Raw genomic sequence first — 19,028 nt, forward strand, 5'->3', positions numbered from 1 at the left:
AATAAGCGCATGCAGATTTTAAAAAAAACAGCACTATTTTTATTAATTAATTTTGGCGGACTCGCCTTTGGAAGTTGGTTAATGAATAATGGGCCAGCAACTGACTGGTATCAAAATCTAACAAAAGCACCTTGGACACCACCAGGATGGGTATTTGGAGCCGCATGGACAACTATCATGATATGCTTTTCTATGTATCTCGCCTATCTTTTTTCAGAAAGTAATACAACTAAAGCATTAAAACTTTTTATAGTTCAATTTATTCTAAATGTGAGTTGGAATTATATATTCTTTAATCAACAATTATTTACGTTAGCACTTATAAGTATCACATCACTGACAATTGTTGTATTTACTTTTTTCTTTGTATTTAACTCAGAAAAAATGAAATATCTACGACTATTGTTACTACCCTATATAATTTGGTTATGTATTGCGACATCATTAAATACATATATAGTAATCTATAACTAATTTCTTTGTTTTAATGTAGCTTCGATATCACTGAATTTCATGTTTTTACTTTTTAATAGAATTAAAAAGTGATATAATAAATCGGCAGCTTCATTTCTAAATAAATCGGAATTATCATCTTTTGCCTCAATTACTAATTCTACAGCCTCTTCTCCTACTTTCTGCGCTATTTTATTAATACCGCGTTTAAATAATGTATTTGTATATGATTCACTTACATTATTATCAATTCGATCGTGAATAGTATGTTCTAAGTCATAAATAAATCCTTTGGCCGTTTCTTCAGCAAAGCAAGAGGTAGTTCCTTTATGGCAAGTAGGACCTTCAGGTACTGCTTTTATCAGCAATGTATCTTGGTCACAATCAATCTGAATGTCTTTTACAGTTAAGAAATTTCCTGATACTTCACCCTTAGTCCATAATCTATTTTTAGTTCTACTAAAGAAAGTCACTTTGTTCTCAGCAACAGTTTTTGTATATGCATCTTCATTCATGTACCCCAACATTAAAACTTGTAGTGTTTCGCTGTGCTGTATGATAACGGGCACCAAACCATTTGATTTATTAAAATCTATATTCATAGTCTAATTGCTATATTATTTCTTTGTAATTCTTTTTTGAGTGCTACTATTTCTATTTCTTTAAAATGGAAAACACTTGCAGCTAATGCAGCATCGGCCTTGCCCAACTGAAACGCATCAATAAAATGGGCAATAGTACCGGCACCACCAGATGCAATGATTGGGATGTTTATAAGAGACGATAACTTGGCAAGAGCTTCATTGGCAAAACCTTTTTTAGTACCATCATTATTCATTGAAGTAAATAATATTTCCCCAGCTCCTCTTTGCTCAGCTTCAATTGCCCAATCAAATAAGTTTAAATTTGTTGGCTTCGTACCTCCCGCTAAATGTACTACCCATTCGTTAGCTATTTTCTTCGCATCAATTGCCACAACTACGCATTGACTTCCAAACTTATCTGCCAATTCATTAATTAATGTTGGTCTTTTTATTGCCGAAGAATTTATAGAAACTTTATCAGCACCATTTTTTAACAGTATCGATACATCATCAACAGAAGAAATACCGCCGCCAACAGTAAACGGAATATTTACCTGTTCTGCTACTTTCAATACCATCTCTTGCATCGTCTTTCTACCTTCTAATGTTGCAGAAATATCTAAAAAAACTAACTCATCGGCACCGAGCTGTGCGTATTCTTTCGCCAATTCTACTGGATCACCTGCATCTCTCAAATTAACAAAATTGACACCTTTTACAGTACGTCCGTTCTTAACATCTAAACAGGGAATAATTCGTTTAGTTAGCATTTATGATAAATTTTTCTAGTTGTTGTAATGAAATCTTCTGTTCATAAATAGCCTTTCCAATAATGACTCCTTCACAGCCCATATCGGCTAACTTTGGTAATTCTTCAAAGGTAGCAATACCACCAGAAGCAATTAGCTTTAACGACGGAACTTCATCGAGTATCGTTTTGTAGGTTTTGAACGAAGGTCCTTCCAACATTCCATCTTTTGAAATATCAGTACATATTACATACTGAATTCCCTTTTGATGATAGCTAGTAATAAATGGAAGTAGTTTTTTATCGCTGTTTTCTTGCCAACCACTTACGGCTATTTTACCTCCTGAGGAATCAGGATGAAAGTCAGCACCTAATATAATTTTATCGGGTCCATATTGTAAAATCCATGATTGAAATACTTCAGGATTCTTAACTGCAATACTACCTCCGGTAACTTGAGAGGCGCCTGATTCAAAAGCAATACGCAGATCGCTATCTGATTTTAATCCACCACCAAAATCAATTTTTAAGTTTGTTTTAGACGCTAAACTTTCTAAAACGTTATAATTGATAATTTGCTTTGCTTTCGCACCATCTAAATCTACAACATGTAAAAATTCAATACCTGCTCCTTCAAATTGTTTTGCGACCTCTAACGGATTCTCATTATAGATCTTCTTTGTTGTGTAGTCGCCCTTAGTGAGGCGCACACATTTTCCATCAATAATATCTATAGCTGGTATAATTCTCATACTTCTAAAAAATTCTTTAGTATTTTCTGTCCCTCTTCTCCACTCTTTTCTGGATGAAATTGAACTCCATAAAAGTTGTCTTTCTGTAACGCAGACGCGTAACGTACTTCATAATCTGTCGTTGCAATTGCTTCTGAACAATTTAACGCATAATAACTATGCACCAGATACATAAACTCAGCTTCTTTTATTTCTTTAAAAAGGTTCGATTTTAAATTATAAATCGTGTTCCAACCCATTTGAGGTACTTTTACCTCATTCGAAAACCTTTGTACAGTTGTATTAAAAATACTTAAGCCCTTTGTAGCATTCTCTTCTGTTGACTTACACATGAGCTGCATACCCAAACAAATACCCAATACAGGCTGTTTAAGCTCTATAATTACCTTATCTAAGTTGGATGCAAGAAGCATTTTCATAGCAGAGCTAGCCTCTCCTACGCCAGGAAAAATTACTTTTTTAGCAGTTTTTATTTCTTCTTTATCCTTACTTAAAACAGCTTCAACGCCCAATCGTTGGAAAGCAAATTGAATGCTTTTAATATTTCCTGCACCATAATCAATAATCACCAAATCTCTCATAGCATTCCTTTGGTTGATGGTAAAATCATCTTATCTGTATCACGTTTTATTGCCATTTTAATAGCTTTTGCAAAAGCTTTAAAAATAGCCTCTATTTTATGATGTTCATTCACACCTTCTGCCTTTATGTTTAAATTACATTTCGCACCATCAGTAAATGATTTAAAAAAGTGCATAAACATTTCTGTCGGCATTTTGCCAATCATCTCTCTTTTAAATTCAGTATCCCACACGAGCCAATTTCGCCCACCAAAGTCAATGGCTATCTGGGCGAGGCAATCATCCATAGGCAAACAAAACCCATAGCGCTCTATACCCAGTTTGTCTGCTAAGGCAGTGTTGAATACCTCTCCTAGAGCGATGGCCGTATCTTCAATAGTATGGTGCTCATCAACTTCAAGATCTCCCGCTACCTGTATCGTTAAATCGAGTTGACCATGACGTGCGATCTGATCTAACATATGATCAAAAAAGGCAATACCTGTATTAATTTTGCTTTTCCCTGATCCATCCAAATTTAGCGCTATCTTTATTTTAGTTTCGTTAGTATTTCTCTCTATAGAAGCTGTTCTATCTGCTAATTTTAAACATTCGTAAATCTCGTGCCAGTCATTAGTTTCTATAGTTATATAGCTATCTAACGCTTCGCGTTTCACTGTAATTTCATCTGTACCTAAAAAGGTTTTATCATTAATATAGATACCTTTACTACCTAAGTTTTTTGCTAGTTCTATATCGGTTAAGCGGTCGCCAATTACAAATGAATTGGATAAATCATACGCATCTGAGAAATATTGTGTTAACAACCCGGTGTTGGGTTTACGCGTAGGTGCGTTGTCTTTTGCATAGGTACGATCTATAAACTGCTCTTTAAATTCAATACCTTCATTTCTAAATACATCTATTATGAAATTATGAACTGGCCAAAATGTATCTTCAGGAAAATCAGGTGTGCCTAACCCATCTTGATTGGTAATCATTACAATCTCATAATCAAGCTCTTTCACTATTCTACTAAGAAATTGAAATACCTTTGGATAAAAAGTTAGCTTTTCAAAACTGTCAATTTGCTCATCTTCAGTTTCTCTAATAAGGGTGCCATCTCTATCTATAAATAATACTTTTTTCATAATAAATTCTTTAGCGTATTTATAAGTTTATCGTTTTCTTGTTTTGTGCCAACCGTAAAACGTAAGCAATTCTTACAAAGGGGTTGGTTACTCCTATTGCGAGTAACAATTCCTTTTTTAATTAATTGCTTATAACGTTCGTCTGCATTATCTACTTTAATTAGAAGAAAATTAGCATCAGAAGGATATATGTTGTTAATAAAATCAATTTCGTTAAGTGTAGATGATAAGCGATCTCGTTCACTTATAATCTCCGAAACTTCGTTTTGTATCTTTTCTGTTTTCCCTAATATTTCTATTGCTTTTTGTTGTGTTAACGAATTCACATTATAGGGCGGTTTAATTTTATTAAGTATATCTATAATCTCTTTGGAAGCAAAACAGATTCCCAATCGTATTCCAGCCAAACCATAGGCTTTTGATAAGGTCTGAGTTACAATTAAATTGGGGTATTTGTCTAGGTAATTTACCCAACTTTCTTGTTTAGAGAAATCTATATATGCTTCATCAATAACTACGATTCCGTTAAACTTTTTTAGCAGTTCATCAATCAAATTACCTTCAAAACTATTGGAAGTAGGATTGTTGGGTGAACATAAAAACAATAATTTTGTATGCCTATTTACAACCGCCAAAATCTGGTCTATATTTGGCTGAAAGTTATCTCTTAATTGTACTTCAATATTTTTAACAGCATTAATGCCCGCCAGCACTTTATACATACCATATGTTGGCGGTAAGGTAATAATAGCATCTTTATTCGGTTCGCAAAAAGCTCTAAAAATTAAATCAAGTACTTCATCACTACCATTACCCAGTAAGATGTTATGCGTATTGACAAGACGCCGGTTGGCAATAAGTTCTTTAAGTGTTACCTGATGTGGATCAGGGTATCGATTATATCCATTATTAAATGGGTTCTCATTCGCATCGATAAAAATCATGTTGTCTGCAACCTCTTTGTATTCATCTCTAGCTGAAGAGTAAGGCTGCAAATCAAGAATTGTAGGTCTAACAAAACGTTTTATATCAGTCATCTTTAATCGTTTTTAATCTCACTGATACGGCATTTTTATGTGCTTGCAAGCCTTCTGCTTCAGCCATTAATTCAATAGCTCCACCAATATTTTTTATACCCTCTCTAGATAATTTTTGAAACGTTACTTTTTTTACGAAGCTGTCTAAAGACACACCACTATATCCCTTAGCATATCCATAGGTTGGTAAGGTATGATTTGTGCCCGATGCGTAATCGCCAGCACTTTCACAACTATAATTTCCTAGAAAAACAGAACCCGCATTTATAATTTTATCGATATAATCTTCGGCATTATCTGAGGCAATTATTAAATGTTCTGGTGCATATACGTTACTAAATTCAATACACTTTTCTATAGACGTTAAAAGTATCGCACTACTATTTTTTAAAGCTTGTAATGCAATCGTTTTTCTTGGCAATGTATCTAGTTGTATTTTGATTTCTGTAATAATGCTATTTACCAATTTTTCATCTTCAGCCAATAAGATCACTTGACTATCGGGTCCGTGTTCGGCTTGCGACAAAAGGTCAGCGGCTACAAAGGTCGCATTGCAAGTTGTATCTACAATAATAAGTACTTCACTAGGTCCAGCAGGCATATCTATAGCGACACCCTTTTTTTGTATCAATTCTTTCGCTTTTGTAACATATTGATTACCTGGGCCAAAAATTTTATATACTTTGGGTATTGTTTCCGTTCCATTTGCCATGGCCGCTATGGCTTGTGCACCTCCCACTTTAAATATTTGTGTAATACCAACAAGATTGGCGGCATACAAAATAGCTGGATTCACTTTTCCTTCCTTATCTGGAGGTGTGCAAAGTACAATCTCTTTACAGCCCGCAATTTTAGCAGGAATCCCTAACATCAAAATACTAGAAAACAAAGGTGCAGAACCTCCCGGAATGTACAAACCTACTTTTTCAATGGCAATACTTTTTCGCCAGCATTTTACGCCACTACTCGTCTCAATAACTTGTACAGTTTCTATCTGAGCATTATGAAATTTAGTAATGTTATCTTTTGCAACAGCAATCGCTTTTTTAAGATCTGTATTTACTAAAGCGACTGCTTCCAAAATTTCATATTTTGAAACCTTGATGTTAGTAATATTCACATTATCAAATAATTGAGAATATTTTAACAATGCCTTATCTCCGTTCTTATATACATCATTTACAATAGTTGTAACTGCCGCTTCTAATTGATTTTCTGGAAGCTTAGCGCGTTGACAAAGGTCACTCCATTTACGTTTATTTGGATATTCAATTATTCGCATCATAAAACCATTTTTTCAATTGGAACTACCAAAATACCTTCCGCTCCAGCCTTTTTTAATTTATCTATTACTTCCCAAAACTTACTTTCTTCGATAACAGAATGTAATGAGCTCCATCCTTCTTCGGCCAAAGGAAGAACTGTAGGACTTTTTAATACCGGAAGTATATTAGATACCTCTGCAATTTTATCATTCGGCACATTCATCAAGATATACTTTGTATTCTTAGCTCTTAAGACCGCTTGCATTCTAAATAATAATTGTTCTAAGATCGCCTCTTTTTCTTCGGGTAATTTATTAGATTTAGCTAATACCGCTTCAGATCGTAGAATTACTTGAGTTTCTCTTAATCCGTTTTTAAATAGAGTACTTCCTGAACTAACAATATCACAAACACCATCGGCCAAGCCAATATTTGGCGCAATCTCTACAGATCCTGAAATTACATGAATCTCTGCATCTATATTATTCTCTTTTAAAAAGCTTTGTAAAGTGTTTGGATATGATGTAGCAATTTTTTTTCCATTAAAATAAGAAAGTTCATTTGTTGTAACTGTTTTAGGCACTGCTAAGGAAACTTTGCACTTAGCAAAGCCCAACTTTTCGACAATCGTAACATTTTTCTGTTTTTCTATTAAAACATTTTCACCTATCACTGCTATATCGGCTACGCCATCTTCAAGATATTGGGGAATATCAGAGTTACGTAAAAAAAGTATTTCTACTGGAAAATTAGGTACCGAAACCTTTAGTTGATCTTTACCATTATCGAGTTTTAGACCCGCGTCTTTTAAAAGTTTGAGTGAGTTTTCGTTTAAACGTCCACTCTTTTGAACTGCAATCTTTAATTTACTCATAATTTGTGCTAGTATTTGTTTGAGTAAATCTTTTGAGCATCTCTTTGAAAAAAGAAAAAATCCGTTTGATTTACTCAAACGGATTTTAAATTTTATGCTTTTAGTTACAACATACCATCTCTAATTCGCTTGAGTGCAAATATGAAAATGATGATGATGTAATTTATTTATAGTCATTGTTTTTTTAATGATCGACAAATTTAAAAGATATAATTTAATAAATACAAACTTTTCTTTAAAAAATATTTTATGGGCAAATTATTTAGTACAATAAATTTTTATTGATACCCATAATATTATTCTTGGTATATGTATTAATAAAATCTTCGGTGAAATATTTGTTACCTAAAAGTTCCTGTTCTTTTAATGTCTCTTGTACTTCTCGCTCTCTATACGCTTTTAACATCGGTTTGCCTAATTCGGCAAAACTGTAATGCCACGGTTCATATTTAAAACCTTTTCGTGCGTGGTCATTGGTATATACTTGATAATACCCATAGCTATGTGCGTTTTTATCCATCCATTCTCTAAAGGTTTTATAAATACCATAGCCGTGAAAGTTTTTGGTGCTTAAAGGATATTTTGACGTTTTTATCCTTCCGTTCACAACATCAATTTCAGTACCCCAATGATGTCTTGAACTACCTGGGATTGCCGTATAACGTATATTGCTATGTATAGCTTCTTTAGGACTTTGTTTCTTTTGTAATGTGTAACGCTTGTATTTTCGTGTCCAGATTAAATTTTGGTGATTAAAACTTCGATAACTAGAAACAACACGTATTGAAAAACCATCTTTCTCAGCTTGATGACTCATTTCTAAAAAAGCCTGATTTGCTTTCTTTAATAATTTATAACCGTTACCATACAACTGAGGTTTACCTCTACCGATAAGGTCGCTATCGGTAAATGCAAAACTTTCTTTTGTATTAGTGAATGCCAAATTGGGTGCTGCTATAATAGCAATTCCTGCAAAAGCAGATGATTTTAAAAAATTTCTTCTTGAACTCACAAATAGGGAAATTTTGAATTAGTAAACTTTACCTAAAAATAAAGCTCTGAGTTACACTTTTGAAGTAGTAAACTTTTGAATTATCAACAATATTTTTTGTTAATTAGTAGGCGAAATAGAAGAAGTAATGAAATCAAAAAATATCATAAATTTTTGATTTTAAATACTTTAAAATATAATATATTCATACAATATCAACAGTATTTATAAACAATTGAAAAAAACCATTAAAAACTAGAGCAAAAAATTAGCGCAAATTATTAAAAAGTTAATTCGCATATTTTGCCTTTTTACTCCCCTTGTACATTTCATATTTTACAAAGCGACATTCTAGTTTACCGTTATATACTTTGATTTTTTTTGAAGTACGTAAACCTACATTTTTAAGACCATTCTCAAAATCAGAAGTGATCAACCAGGCATCAGTATCTGTATATCCTCCTTTTAATGTATTACCAATCTCTTTATAAAAAATGGGTACATCGATCTCTAAGCGTTCTCCATAAGGTGGATTAAATAGTACAATCGTTTTACCCTCTGCCTCCTTTTCTGTATTGAAAAAATTTTCATGACGTATTTTAATAAAATCCTCAAGATTTGCATTCTTTACGTTATCTAATGCCTTTCTTGTTGCTGAAGGTGCTTTATCAAAACCATAAATTTCTCGATCGGAAGAACGGATTCTTTTTAGCAATGAATTTCTAATTACATCAAATAATGCTGAATCAAAATCTTTCCAACGTTCAAAGCCAAACTCTCTACGATTGATGTTCGCTGGAATATTATTAGCAATCATAGCAGCTTCAATAAGTATGGTACCACTTCCACACATGGGATCTATAAAATGTTGTGTGCCGTCATACCCCGAAAGCAATACTAAGCCCGCAGCCAACACTTCATTAATTGGTGCGATATTCGTAGCACTTCGATACCCACGCTTATGTAGTGAATCACCCGAGCTATCGAGCGATACTATACAATTATCTCGATTAATGTGTATGTTTAGTTTTATATCGGGATGTTTTATATCTACATTAGGTCGTTTCCCTTTTTTATCGCGAAAATAATCGACAATGGCATCTTTAGCTTTTAGTGCTACATAGTGAGAATTTGTAAAATTATCTGAACTTACCACGGCATCAATCGCAAAAGTATTTCGTTCTGTAAAAAAACGTTCCCAACTTATTTTTTGAAGTTTATTATAAAAATCATGTTCGTCAGTTACTCTAAATCCATGAATGGGCTTTAAAATACGTACCGCTGTTCTTAGCCCCATATTAGCTTTATACATGAAACCTTTATCTCCTTTAAATGTTACGCTCCGTACACCTTCTTTCACATCCATTGCTCCTAGATCACGTAGTTCTTTTGCTAGTAAACTTTCAAAACCATATAAGGTTTTTGCCAACATTTTAAAGTTTTCGTTCATGAATTCGATTATTTTACGACAAAGGTAATTGAATGAATTGATTTGTTATTTTTGCGCGACACTTTTTCTATGAAAACAAAAAAGAATTGGTTTGAAGATTGGTTTAATACCAAATACTATCATATACTTTATCAAGACAGAAATGATACAGAGGCTCAGCATTTTATGCGAAATCTCACCGACTTTTTACAGCTCAAAAAAGCAGACAAGGTATTAGATCTACCTTGTGGTAAAGGACGCCATGCCATCTATTTAAACTCTTTAGGTTATGACGTTATTGGTGCAGATCTATCAAAAAACAGTATTGAATATGCTAAAAAGTTTGAAAACGATTCTTTAAAATTTGAAGTGCACGATATGCGCAATAATTTTAAAACCAAGTTTGACGCCATCTTAAACTTGTTTACCAGTTTTGGATACTTTGATGATGACGAAATCAATATTGCAGTGCTAAAAAACTTAAAAAATGGACTCAAACCTAATGGAGTTCTTGTAATTGATTTCTTAAATGTTCACCAAGTAGCAGCGAATTTAATCTCGAAAGAAATTGTCAAAAAAAATGACATCGACTTTCACATTTCGAGAAAAATAACTGAGAACTTTATTATTAAAGACATTGAATTTATAGCTGAAAATAAAGAGCATCATTATACAGAATATGTAAGAAATATTAGTTTAGAAACTTTTACACATTATTTTAAAAAAGCGGGATTGAAATTAAAACATATATTTGGAGACTATAATTTGAATGAATTTAATAGTGAATCTTCAAAGCGTTTAATCTTGGTTTTAGAATGAATTACCTAGCACTTTTCGTATCGGTTATTATCGGTGTTATCTTAGTGATCGCCTTAAAACCTAAAACAAAAAGTATTCAGCTACTATTGGCTTTTAGTGGTGCTTATTTATTGTCAATAACAGTTTTATATTTAATTCCTGAAGTTTTTGAAACACAGCAACATGAAATAGGGATATTTATACTTTTTGGAATATTATTGCAAACAATTTTAGAATTCTTCTCAAAAGGGGCCGAACATGGTCACGTGCATATTCATCATGAACTTAAAAATATTCCTTGGTTATTGGTGTTGAGTTTATGTATTCATGCATTTGTTGAAGGGATACCATTACATGGCGATGAAAATGACACCTTACTTTGGGGTATTGTTATTCATAAAATACCCGTGACTTTGGTATTGGCCGCATTTTTATTACATACAAACCTCTCTAAAATTACTGTTTATGGTATTCTGTTAGTATTTGCCTTAATGAGCCCATTAGGCGCCATAACTCCTGAATATATCTCGTTTTTTAATAAATATCAAACACAAATAACAGCTATTATCATTGGTGTATTTTTACACATTGCCACGGCAATACTATTTGAAAGTTCACAGAATCATCAATTTAATATAAAAAAATTTGTAGCTGTTTTATTAGGATTTGGAGTCGCCTATATGAGCGCTACTATTGGGCATTAATTAGCAACTTTACTAATAAATTTGATACGCATTAAACGTAACTCTTCTTCATCATAATCACCATCAAATTCATCTAAAGCTTCTTGAATTTTATCGTTTTCAGCTTCCATAAAATATTCAAAGATCTCTTCTTGCTGCTCTTCATCTAGTAAATCGTCTAAAGTATAGTCTATATTTAGCTTTGTACCCATATAAACAATACGTTCCATTTCTTTAATAAGTTCTGCCATTGATAAACCTTTAGATTTGGCAATGTCTATAAGGGGTAGTTTCTTATCAGTATTTTGAATTACAAATAATTTGAGACCCGAATTACTACCTGTAGTCTTTACTACTAAATCATCGGGTCGTTCTATATCATTCTCATCGACATATCTTGAAATTAATTCAATAAAGGGCTTTCCAAACTTTTTTGCTTTACCATCACCTACACCATGAACATTCGCCAATTCTTCTATCGAAATCGGATATTTGAGCGTCATATCTTCTAAAGAAGGATCTTGAAAAACAGCAAAAGGAGGCACTCCTTTCTTTTTACCTTCACTTTTGCGAAGTTCTTTAAGCATACTCATGAGTTGCTCATCTACGGTTCCTCCTGAACTTTTAGTATTCGTAATTATAGTACTATCTTCATCTCCATCATAAACATGATCTTCAGTCATCATAAATGATATAGGGTTCTTTAAAAAGTTTAGTCCTTGATCGGTGACTTTTAACACCCCATACTGCTCAATTTCTTTACTAATATAACCCGCTACTAATATCTGTCTAATCAAAGCCATCCAATGATTGGCATCTTTGTCTTTACCTATACCAAAGAAAGGTTGTGAGAGTATCTTACGAGATTTTAGTAAAGCATTTTCCTTTCCGATAATGATATTTACTATTTCTTTTGATTTGAATTCTTCATTAGTGTCTTTTATTACTTCAATTAATACTTTAACATCATCTTTAGCTTCCTTTTTCTTTTTAGGGTTACGAACATTGTCATCCATATCAGCTCCTTCGCCATTCACTTCATCGAATTCTTCACCAAAATAATGGAGTAAAAATTTACGACGAGACATCGACGTTTCTGCATACGACACTACCTCCTGTAAAAGTGCATGCCCTATTTCTTGCTCAGCAACGGGTTTTCCTGACAAGAATTTTTCTAACTTTTCAATATCTTTATAAGCATAAAAAGCTAGACAATAACCTTCACCTCCATCACGTCCTGCTCTACCCGTTTCTTGATAATAACTTTCTAAGCTTTTTGGAATATCGTGATGAATAACAAAGCGCACATCAGGTTTATCAATACCCATCCCAAAAGCAATAGTAGCAACCACCACATCAGCATCCTCCATTAAAAACATATCTTGATGTTTTGCACGTGTTTTTGCATCCAATCCAGCATGGTAGGGAATTGCTTTTACTCCATTAACTTGTAATGTCTCAGCAATCTCTTCTACCATTTTACGGCTTAAACAATAGATAATACCCGATTTACCAGCATATTGACGTACAAAACGAATAATGTCTTTAGCAACTTCTTTTGTTTTAGGACGAACTTCATAAAATAAATTTGCTCTGTTAAAAGATGCTTTAAAAGTTTTAGCACCCGTCATACCAAGGTTTTTTAAAATATCTTCTTGTACTTTTGGTGTAGCCGTTGCCGTAAGCCCGATAATAGGAACATCATCAATTTTTTTAATAATATTCTTAAGGTTTCTATATTCTGGTCTAAAATCATGCCCCCATTCTGAAATACAATGAGCTTCATCAATCGCAACAAATGATATATTCTGATCTTTTAAAAAATCTATATAATCTTCTTTGGTAAGTGATTCTGGTGCTACATACAGTAACTTTGTAACGCCATTTCTAATATCGCTCATCACTTGATTTACCTCAGTTTTATTAAGCGAAGAGTTTAATACATGCGCAATGCCATGTTCGGTTGAGATTCCGCGTAAAGCATCAACCTGATTTTTCATTAAAGCTATAAGTGGCGATACTACGATAGCAGTACCCTCTTTTATCAATGCAGGTAGTTGATAGCATAACGATTTACCACCACCAGTTGGCATGATAACAAAAGTGTTTTCGCCAGAAAGAATACTATTAATTACTTGCTCTTGAAGGCCTTTAAATTGACTGAAACCAAAATATTTCTTAAGAGCACCGTGTAAGTCTAAATTTGTCACGTTGTATAAAAATTTATCTATATTTTTAGATACATTTGCATTTAAAGATACAAATTAATTATTTCAAAAAAATGCTGCGGTTTGAATAGCCAAAAAAATATTTTAGACATCGCACGACAAACCATTTCTCTAGAAAGTAGAGCGATAGCGAATTTAATCAATTTTTTGGATAAAAACTTTGAAAATTCGGTTAAATGCATCTTAAATTCGACGGGACGCGTAGTAGTAACGGGGATTGGTAAAAGCGCCAATATTGCTACTAAAATTGTTGCTACGTTAAATTCTACAGGAACACCAGCAATATTCATGCATGCTGCTGATGCAATTCACGGAGATTTAGGTATTGTTCAAAAAGATGATGTAGTAATTTGTATTTCAAAAAGTGGTAATACACCAGAAGTAAAAGTATTAATTCCTTTAATTAAGAATTCTGATAATAAAATTATCGCTATTACTGGTAACAAAGATTCGTACCTAGGCAAAAATGCTGATTTTGTATTAAATTCTTATGTTGAACAAGAGGCTTGCCCCAATAATCTTGCACCCACAACCAGCACAACAGCACAATTAGTAATTGGTGATGCACTTGCAATATGTTTACTTGAAATGAAAGAATTTACGAGTAACGATTTTGCAAAATATCACCCAGGTGGTTCTTTAGGCAAACGCTTGTATTTAAGGGTAAGTGATCTGGTAAATAATAATGAAAAACCTAAAGTTTCACCTGGTGACACTGTTACCGACGTCATTATAGAGATTTCTGAAAAAAGATTAGGAGCAACTGCCGTTGTTGAAAATGACAAGCTTATTGGTGTTGTTACAGATGGCGATCTTAGAAGAATGTTGAAAAATAATGAGAATTTTAATAATTTAACTGCTAATGATATTATGACAAAAGCCCCTAAGGCAATTGACGTAGATGCCATGGCAATAGACGCATTAGAAGTCATGGAAAATCATAATATTACACAGTTATTAGTAACAAAAGATGATTTATATGCTGGTGTTATACATTTACATGATCTTTTAAAAGAAGGAATACTATAAGATGGCTAAACAAGAACAAGGAGAAATGTCTTTTTTAGATCATCTAGAGGCGTTGAGATGGGTATTAGTTCGCTCAACGGGAGCTGTGCTGATTGCAGCTTCAGTAGCATTCTTAATGAAAAACTTTATCTTCAATTCTATTATACTTGCACCAAAAGAAGCAAGTTTTACTACCTATCGTTTTTTTTGTAATATTTCTAAAAGTTTTGGTACAGAAGGTTTATGTATAGATGATATTCCTTTTGTTGTACAAAGTAGAACCATGGCAGGGCAATTTTCTGCACATATCTGGACTTCGATAACCGCGGGATTCATCATTGCATTTCCTTTTATTCTATGGGAAGTATGGAAATTCATAAAACCAGCTTTGTACCCTAAAGAACGTAAAAATGCCAAAAGTTTTATTTTCGTTTCTTCTATATTATTTTTTATTGGAATTCTATTTGGATACTATGTGATCACACCGTTATCTGTGAATTTCTTAGGAGCCTATAGAGTAGCCGATGAAGTTAAAAACAATATAGACCTTAGTTCTTATATTGGATTGTTAAGAGCTTCTGTTCTATCAGCTGGGCTTATATTTGAGTTACCCATTATCATTTTCTTTTTAACGAAATTAGGTTTAGTGACGCCTGAGTTTTTAAGAAAACAAAGAAAATATGCATTTGTACTCGTACTTATATTGGCTGCTTTAATAACTCCACCCGACGTAATTAGCCAAATTATTGTTGCGATTCCTATGGTGATTCTATATGAAATAAGCATTTCTATTTCGAAGAGAATTATTAGTAAAGAGAAGAAATTAGTTACTAAATAATAATTCTTTATACTTTTGTTTTACCTTTAAAACAGTGACATTATGAAAATGGCCAGTTCTGTAGAAGAATATATTAAAAGTCAAGAAAAATACACCAAAGAATTAGAATTTTTAAGAACTATTTTCTGTGAAACTGAACTTACCGAAACAGTAAAGTGGGGAATGCCAACCTATACAATTAATGGCAAAAATGTTGTAGGTTTTAATGCTTTTAAAAATTATTTTGGTGTTTGGTTTTACAATGGTGTTTTTTTAACTGATCCTCATAATATTTTAAGAAATGCACAAGAAGGAAAAACACGAGGTATGCGACAAATTCATTTCACAAGTATCGATCAGGTAAATAAAAATATGCTACTTGATTATTTACTCGAGGCAATTGAAAATCAAAAAAAGGGTTTAGAAATTAAACCAGAAAAGAAACCACTATTTATACCAAATGAGTTACAACAAGTTTTTACTGAGAATAAGAAATTAGAACGTATATTTGAAAGCCTTACGCTAACTAAAAAGAGAGAGTTTACTGAGTATATTAGTAGTGCAAAACGTGAAGAAACACGTCAAAAAAGATTAGAAAAAATTATACCAATGATTTTGAATAATATTGGTCTAAATGATAAGTATCGATAAATGATTTTAAGAGCTGACAATATTCAAAAAGTTTATGGAAGCCGTAAAGTAGTTAAAGGCATTTCTCTACAAGTAGAACAAGGTGAAATTATTGGATTGCTTGGTCCGAATGGTGCAGGAAAAACTACCTCTTTTTACATGATTGTCGGCATGGTTCAACCTAATGAAGGGCGAATTTTTTTAGATAATGAAGATATTACTGAAGACTCGATGTACAAACGTGCACAGAAAGGTGTTGGTTATCTAGCGCAAGAAGCATCTGTATTTAGAAAGCTTTCTGTAGAAGATAATATTATGGCTGTGTTGCAGTTTACCAAGCTTTCAAAAAACCAACAAAAAGAAAAATTAGAATCATTAATCGATGAATTTAGCTTAGGGCATGTTCGTAAAAATAGAGGTGATTTGCTTTCTGGTGGTGAGCGCAGAAGAACGGAGATTGCTCGTGCGTTAGCTTCAGATCCTAAATTTATACTTTTAGACGAACCTTTTGCAGGTGTTGACCCTATTGCTGTAGAAGACATACAAAGCATTGTTGCACATTTAAAAGATCGAAACATTGGTATTCTTATTACAGATCATAACGTGCAAGAGACCTTAGCTATCACAGATAAAACCTATTTAATGTTTGAAGGTGGTATTTTAAAAGAAGGCACACCACAAGAGTTAGCAGAAGATGAAATGGTACGTAAAGTTTATTTAGGCGAAACTTTTGAATTAAAAAAGAACAGATTTGTCAAGTGATGTTGTTACAAAATTTAATTTTCTGCGTCTTATTTTACAACTAGCATAATTCTGATATGAAAATCAAATTACAACTACACGTTTTAATCATTACTCTACTTTTTTTATCATGTACTTCTAAAAAAAACGACCCTGAATTCTTGAAACAATTTTCTGGAAACTATTTATACACTGATGATGAACTAGTACATGTTCATTCTAGTAATAGAGAGTTACTACTCGATTGGAGAGGTGCTAAAAATATTAAGCCTTTAAAAACAGATGCTAACACTTTCTATGTGAAAGAAATGAATTCTAAAATTCGTTTTTTAGTAAATCCATCAGATAATAAGGAATACCTAGTGCTTATACCTAAAACTAAAGAGGATACGTTACAGTTTGTGCATTATAAAGTTACAACGAATTATAAAACACCTAGTATGCACTTATTAGACAACAATTATGAAAAAGCACTTGAAGGTTTTTTAAAAATAAAAGAGAAAGATAGTGTAAGCCCTCTTATTAATAGACGCAAATTAAATAGATTAGGATATGATTATTTGCGTGGTAAAGATTCCATTAAAAAAGCTATTGAAATTTTTAAAATCAATGCAGCTTTACATCCAGACAATGATAATGTGTATGATAGTTTAGGAGACGGATATAAAATGAATAAAGATACTGCTAACGCCATTTTGAATTATGAAAAAGCATTAGCTATCGATTCTGGCAGTAAGCATACCAAAAGAAAACTTGAAGACCTACAAAAAAATTACTCAAAAGAAATTAAAAAAGAAACCACTAATTAAGCTGTTTCTTCTTGATTACTTTCTCTTCCATAATTATTTTCTGCGAAGAAAAAAATCATGGCGATTAGATCTACCAGTACATCTACATTAAAATTTCTCATTTGTGAATTTGTTTAGGTTTTGTTTATTAATTGATAATCTTTTATTCAAGCATTTGTAAAATTTTACCCTCAGCATTTACTAAATATTGCTGCGTTCTCTTTCCGTTAACTAATGTCACTAGGTAAACTTTATTTGCACTACTCTTTTTTGTATCTACAGCAACATCTTTTAATGTAAAGTGTGCAATTTTAGATGCTGCCGATTTTACTTTAGTTGGAACTGCTGATTGTGCTATTTTTGTATAATCCTTCTTATTAATTGATGATACTTCAGTTGTATTAATTTCTCTGCTCTGGCTATATATACATTGTGTTGAAAAGAATAAGAATCCAACTATTAATATCGCTATATATTTTAAATTTTTCATGATCATTTATTTTCGTTAATTATTATCTTCTACTCCATCTAGCACCACCTCTGCCTCTTTCAAAATCATATCCTAGCGTTATGAGATGTGTACCAGCGTTATTCAATTCACTAGCTTCATTGATATTCCACTGAAAAGCATATCCGAAATAGAACTGATCTTTTTTAATACCTAACAAGGGTGCGATAGAGACAGGCTCAAAACTTTGATCATTTAAAAAACGACCATTAATACCAGCAAATAAATATCCATCATCAGTAATTTTACGAGTTTTAAAATTTAAATGAGTTTCTGAACGCTTATCACTTTCATAGTAATCGAAATAGATAGATGGTTCAAATTCATACTCTTCATTTTCTGTATAAAAAGTATATCCAGTATAGATATAATAGTTTCTTAATTTTGCTGGTTCTTCTTCATCAAAAATAGTAAGCTTTTTATTCAAAATATTTGAGGCATTGAAACTAATAAAGAATTCTTCAATTCTATATAAAGCACCTATTTCAAAATTATGATTTGTAGTACCTTCACTAGCACCTACATTTGGGTCATTAGCAGGAAAAGCTGGGTCACCATTATGAAAATCTGAAGTATTAATCTTAAAATGATTAAATCTATACGAAATACCTAGGGATAAATACTGCTCATTAGCATCATTAAGCGTTAAATGATGTGCATATGATAGCTGTCCACCTATTTGTTTTGTAAATCCGTTTCTATCATTATATAACAGAATTCCTACACCCGATTTTTCATTATTTAAGCGTGTATCGAACGAGATAGTCTGCTCTAATGGAGCATTTTTTAGTCCAATCCATTGCCCAACACCACTTACTCTTAATCTACTCATATCTTCATCATAACCCGCAAAGGTAGGTGAGATTACAAATGGGTGTTCTACTAAATACTGCGTATAAGGTGAAAGCTTAAATTCTTGCGCATTAGCAACTAAGCTACATACGAATATCATTATAAAAATTACTCTTTTCATTGGTTTGTAG

The 19,028-nt window shown here is 32.6% G+C and carries 21 protein-coding genes; 8 read left to right on the top strand and 13 right to left on the bottom strand.

Features of this window, described 5'->3' with window-relative positions; all coding sequences use genetic code 11:
- Positions 1-474: TspO/MBR family protein (locus AC1EUY_RS11440; RefSeq protein ID WP_480195674.1), on the top strand; the 474-nt coding region annotated here is incomplete at its 5' end.
- Here the strand turns inward: AC1EUY_RS11440 and hisIE are convergent.
- The 10 genes from hisIE to AC1EUY_RS11490 form a co-directional block, all read right to left on the bottom strand.
- Positions 471-1,055, bottom strand: a complete 585-nt coding sequence (hisIE, locus tag AC1EUY_RS11445; RefSeq protein ID WP_480195675.1) for a bifunctional phosphoribosyl-AMP cyclohydrolase/phosphoribosyl-ATP diphosphatase HisIE — start codon at positions 1,053-1,055, stop codon at positions 471-473. The two genes, AC1EUY_RS11440 and hisIE, sit on opposite strands and share 4 nt — an antisense overlap.
- Positions 1,052-1,807 carry an imidazole glycerol phosphate synthase subunit HisF gene (hisF, locus tag AC1EUY_RS11450; RefSeq protein WP_480195676.1) on the bottom strand — a complete coding sequence of 252 codons (756 nt, stop codon included), beginning with the start codon at positions 1,805-1,807 and terminating at the stop codon, positions 1,052-1,054. Before hisF ends, hisIE begins: the two co-directional genes overlap by 4 nt.
- Entirely contained in the window at positions 1,797-2,537 is a 741-nt protein-coding gene (gene hisA / locus AC1EUY_RS11455) for a 1-(5-phosphoribosyl)-5-[(5-phosphoribosylamino)methylideneamino]imidazole-4-carboxamide isomerase (RefSeq protein ID WP_480195677.1), read from the bottom strand. The genes hisF and hisA overlap by 11 nt, the downstream gene beginning before the upstream one ends.
- Positions 2,534-3,118: an imidazole glycerol phosphate synthase subunit HisH gene (gene hisH, locus AC1EUY_RS11460; RefSeq protein ID WP_480195678.1), complete on the bottom strand. Its 585-nt coding sequence runs from the start codon at positions 3,116-3,118 to the stop codon at positions 2,534-2,536. The genes hisA and hisH overlap by 4 nt, the downstream gene beginning before the upstream one ends.
- The gene (gene hisB / locus AC1EUY_RS11465; protein ID WP_480195679.1) at positions 3,115-4,248 is read right to left on the bottom strand and encodes a bifunctional histidinol-phosphatase/imidazoleglycerol-phosphate dehydratase HisB; all 1,134 of its coding nucleotides are present in this window, start codon (positions 4,246-4,248) and stop codon (positions 3,115-3,117) included. Before hisB ends, hisH begins: the two co-directional genes overlap by 4 nt.
- Positions 4,245-5,285 carry a histidinol-phosphate transaminase gene (hisC, locus tag AC1EUY_RS11470; RefSeq protein ID WP_480195680.1) on the bottom strand — a complete coding sequence of 347 codons (1,041 nt, stop codon included), beginning with the start codon at positions 5,283-5,285 and terminating at the stop codon, positions 4,245-4,247. The genes hisB and hisC overlap by 4 nt, the downstream gene beginning before the upstream one ends.
- The gene (gene hisD, locus AC1EUY_RS11475; protein ID WP_480195719.1) at positions 5,278-6,567 is read right to left on the bottom strand and encodes a histidinol dehydrogenase; all 1,290 of its coding nucleotides are present in this window, start codon (positions 6,565-6,567) and stop codon (positions 5,278-5,280) included. Before hisD ends, hisC begins: the two co-directional genes overlap by 8 nt.
- Positions 6,567-7,424, bottom strand: a complete 858-nt coding sequence (gene hisG, locus AC1EUY_RS11480; protein ID WP_480195681.1) for an ATP phosphoribosyltransferase — start codon at positions 7,422-7,424, stop codon at positions 6,567-6,569. The genes hisD and hisG overlap by 1 nt, the downstream gene beginning before the upstream one ends.
- Before the next feature lie 262 nt (positions 7,425-7,686).
- Positions 7,687-8,436, bottom strand: coding sequence for a M15 family metallopeptidase (locus AC1EUY_RS11485; protein WP_480195682.1), 750 nt, complete (start codon positions 8,434-8,436; stop codon positions 7,687-7,689).
- A gap of 268 nt (positions 8,437-8,704) precedes the next feature.
- The gene (locus AC1EUY_RS11490) at positions 8,705-9,865 is read right to left on the bottom strand and encodes a THUMP domain-containing class I SAM-dependent RNA methyltransferase (RefSeq protein WP_480195683.1); all 1,161 of its coding nucleotides are present in this window, start codon (positions 9,863-9,865) and stop codon (positions 8,705-8,707) included.
- A gap of 69 nt (positions 9,866-9,934) precedes the next feature.
- On the opposite strand from AC1EUY_RS11490, the gene AC1EUY_RS11495 reads away from it, so the two are divergent.
- Positions 9,935-10,663: an SAM-dependent methyltransferase gene (locus AC1EUY_RS11495; RefSeq protein ID WP_480195684.1), complete on the top strand. Its 729-nt coding sequence runs from the start codon at positions 9,935-9,937 to the stop codon at positions 10,661-10,663.
- On the top strand, positions 10,660-11,346 hold the full coding sequence (locus AC1EUY_RS11500; protein ID WP_480195685.1) for a ZIP family metal transporter: 687 nt from the start codon (positions 10,660-10,662) through the stop codon (positions 11,344-11,346). The genes AC1EUY_RS11495 and AC1EUY_RS11500 overlap by 4 nt, the downstream gene beginning before the upstream one ends.
- On the opposite strand, the gene recQ is transcribed toward AC1EUY_RS11500, so the two are convergent.
- The gene (gene recQ / locus AC1EUY_RS11505; protein WP_480195686.1) at positions 11,343-13,535 is read right to left on the bottom strand and encodes a DNA helicase RecQ; all 2,193 of its coding nucleotides are present in this window, start codon (positions 13,533-13,535) and stop codon (positions 11,343-11,345) included. The genes AC1EUY_RS11500 and recQ overlap by 4 nt on opposite strands.
- An 81-nt stretch (positions 13,536-13,616) precedes the next feature.
- Here recQ and AC1EUY_RS11510 point away from each other — a divergent pair, with 81 nt between their 5' ends.
- From AC1EUY_RS11510 to AC1EUY_RS11530, 5 genes are read left to right on the top strand one after another with little or no spacing between them, the layout of a single operon-like run.
- Entirely contained in the window at positions 13,617-14,582 is a 966-nt protein-coding gene (locus tag AC1EUY_RS11510; RefSeq protein WP_480195687.1) for a KpsF/GutQ family sugar-phosphate isomerase, read from the top strand.
- A gap of 1 nt (position 14,583) precedes the next feature.
- Complete coding sequence (gene tatC, locus AC1EUY_RS11515; protein ID WP_480195688.1) at positions 14,584-15,399, top strand: twin-arginine translocase subunit TatC; 816 nt, start codon at positions 14,584-14,586, stop codon at positions 15,397-15,399.
- Positions 15,400-15,441: 42 nt separating this feature from the next.
- Positions 15,442-16,029 carry a YdeI/OmpD-associated family protein gene (locus AC1EUY_RS11520; RefSeq protein WP_480195689.1) on the top strand — a complete coding sequence of 196 codons (588 nt, stop codon included), beginning with the start codon at positions 15,442-15,444 and terminating at the stop codon, positions 16,027-16,029.
- Entirely contained in the window at positions 16,030-16,770 is a 741-nt protein-coding gene (lptB, locus tag AC1EUY_RS11525) for an LPS export ABC transporter ATP-binding protein (RefSeq protein ID WP_480195690.1), read from the top strand. It abuts the gene before it with no gap.
- Between the two features lie 56 nt (positions 16,771-16,826).
- Complete coding sequence (locus AC1EUY_RS11530) at positions 16,827-17,558, top strand: tetratricopeptide repeat protein (protein WP_480195691.1); 732 nt, start codon at positions 16,827-16,829, stop codon at positions 17,556-17,558.
- Between the two features lie 142 nt (positions 17,559-17,700).
- On the opposite strand, the gene AC1EUY_RS11535 is transcribed toward AC1EUY_RS11530, so the two are convergent.
- Both AC1EUY_RS11535 and AC1EUY_RS11540 read right to left on the bottom strand, forming a co-directional pair.
- Positions 17,701-18,027: a hypothetical protein gene (locus tag AC1EUY_RS11535; protein WP_480195692.1), complete on the bottom strand. Its 327-nt coding sequence runs from the start codon at positions 18,025-18,027 to the stop codon at positions 17,701-17,703.
- Between the two features lie 22 nt (positions 18,028-18,049).
- Entirely contained in the window at positions 18,050-19,018 is a 969-nt protein-coding gene (locus AC1EUY_RS11540) for a PorP/SprF family type IX secretion system membrane protein (protein ID WP_480195693.1), read from the bottom strand.
- Positions 19,019-19,028 lie beyond the last annotated feature (10 nt).

This window comes from Maritimimonas sp. 2210JD6-3 (assembly GCF_056591795.1).

Excerpts from the sequence above, each read along its gene's own strand:
- hisIE (WP_480195675.1), bottom strand. The coding sequence starts at position 1,055 with ATGAATATAGATTTTAATAAATCAAATGGTTTGGTGCCCGTTATCATA.
- hisF (WP_480195676.1), bottom strand. The coding sequence starts at position 1,807 with ATGCTAACTAAACGAATTATTCCCTGTTTAGATGTTAAGAACGGACGT.
- hisA (WP_480195677.1), bottom strand. The coding sequence starts at position 2,537 with ATGAGAATTATACCAGCTATAGATATTATTGATGGAAAATGTGTGCGC.
- hisH (WP_480195678.1), bottom strand. The coding sequence starts at position 3,118 with ATGAGAGATTTGGTGATTATTGATTATGGTGCAGGAAATATTAAAAGC.
- hisB (WP_480195679.1), bottom strand. The coding sequence starts at position 4,248 with ATGAAAAAAGTATTATTTATAGATAGAGATGGCACCCTTATTAGAGAA.
- hisC (WP_480195680.1), bottom strand. The coding sequence starts at position 5,285 with ATGACTGATATAAAACGTTTTGTTAGACCTACAATTCTTGATTTGCAG.
- hisD (WP_480195719.1), bottom strand. The coding sequence starts at position 6,567 with ATGCGAATAATTGAATATCCAAATAAACGTAAATGGAGTGACCTTTGT.
- hisG (WP_480195681.1), bottom strand. The coding sequence starts at position 7,424 with ATGAGTAAATTAAAGATTGCAGTTCAAAAGAGTGGACGTTTAAACGAA.
- AC1EUY_RS11490 (WP_480195683.1), bottom strand. The coding sequence starts at position 9,865 with ATGAACGAAAACTTTAAAATGTTGGCAAAAACCTTATATGGTTTTGAA.
- AC1EUY_RS11495 (WP_480195684.1), top strand. The coding sequence starts at position 9,935 with ATGAAAACAAAAAAGAATTGGTTTGAAGATTGGTTTAATACCAAATAC.
- AC1EUY_RS11500 (WP_480195685.1), top strand. The coding sequence starts at position 10,660 with ATGAATTACCTAGCACTTTTCGTATCGGTTATTATCGGTGTTATCTTA.
- tatC (WP_480195688.1), top strand. The coding sequence starts at position 14,584 with ATGGCTAAACAAGAACAAGGAGAAATGTCTTTTTTAGATCATCTAGAG.
- AC1EUY_RS11520 (WP_480195689.1), top strand. The coding sequence starts at position 15,442 with ATGAAAATGGCCAGTTCTGTAGAAGAATATATTAAAAGTCAAGAAAAA.
- lptB (WP_480195690.1), top strand. The coding sequence starts at position 16,030 with ATGATTTTAAGAGCTGACAATATTCAAAAAGTTTATGGAAGCCGTAAA.
- AC1EUY_RS11530 (WP_480195691.1), top strand. The coding sequence starts at position 16,827 with ATGAAAATCAAATTACAACTACACGTTTTAATCATTACTCTACTTTTT.
- AC1EUY_RS11535 (WP_480195692.1), bottom strand. The coding sequence starts at position 18,027 with ATGAAAAATTTAAAATATATAGCGATATTAATAGTTGGATTCTTATTC.
- AC1EUY_RS11540 (WP_480195693.1), bottom strand. The coding sequence starts at position 19,018 with ATGAAAAGAGTAATTTTTATAATGATATTCGTATGTAGCTTAGTTGCT.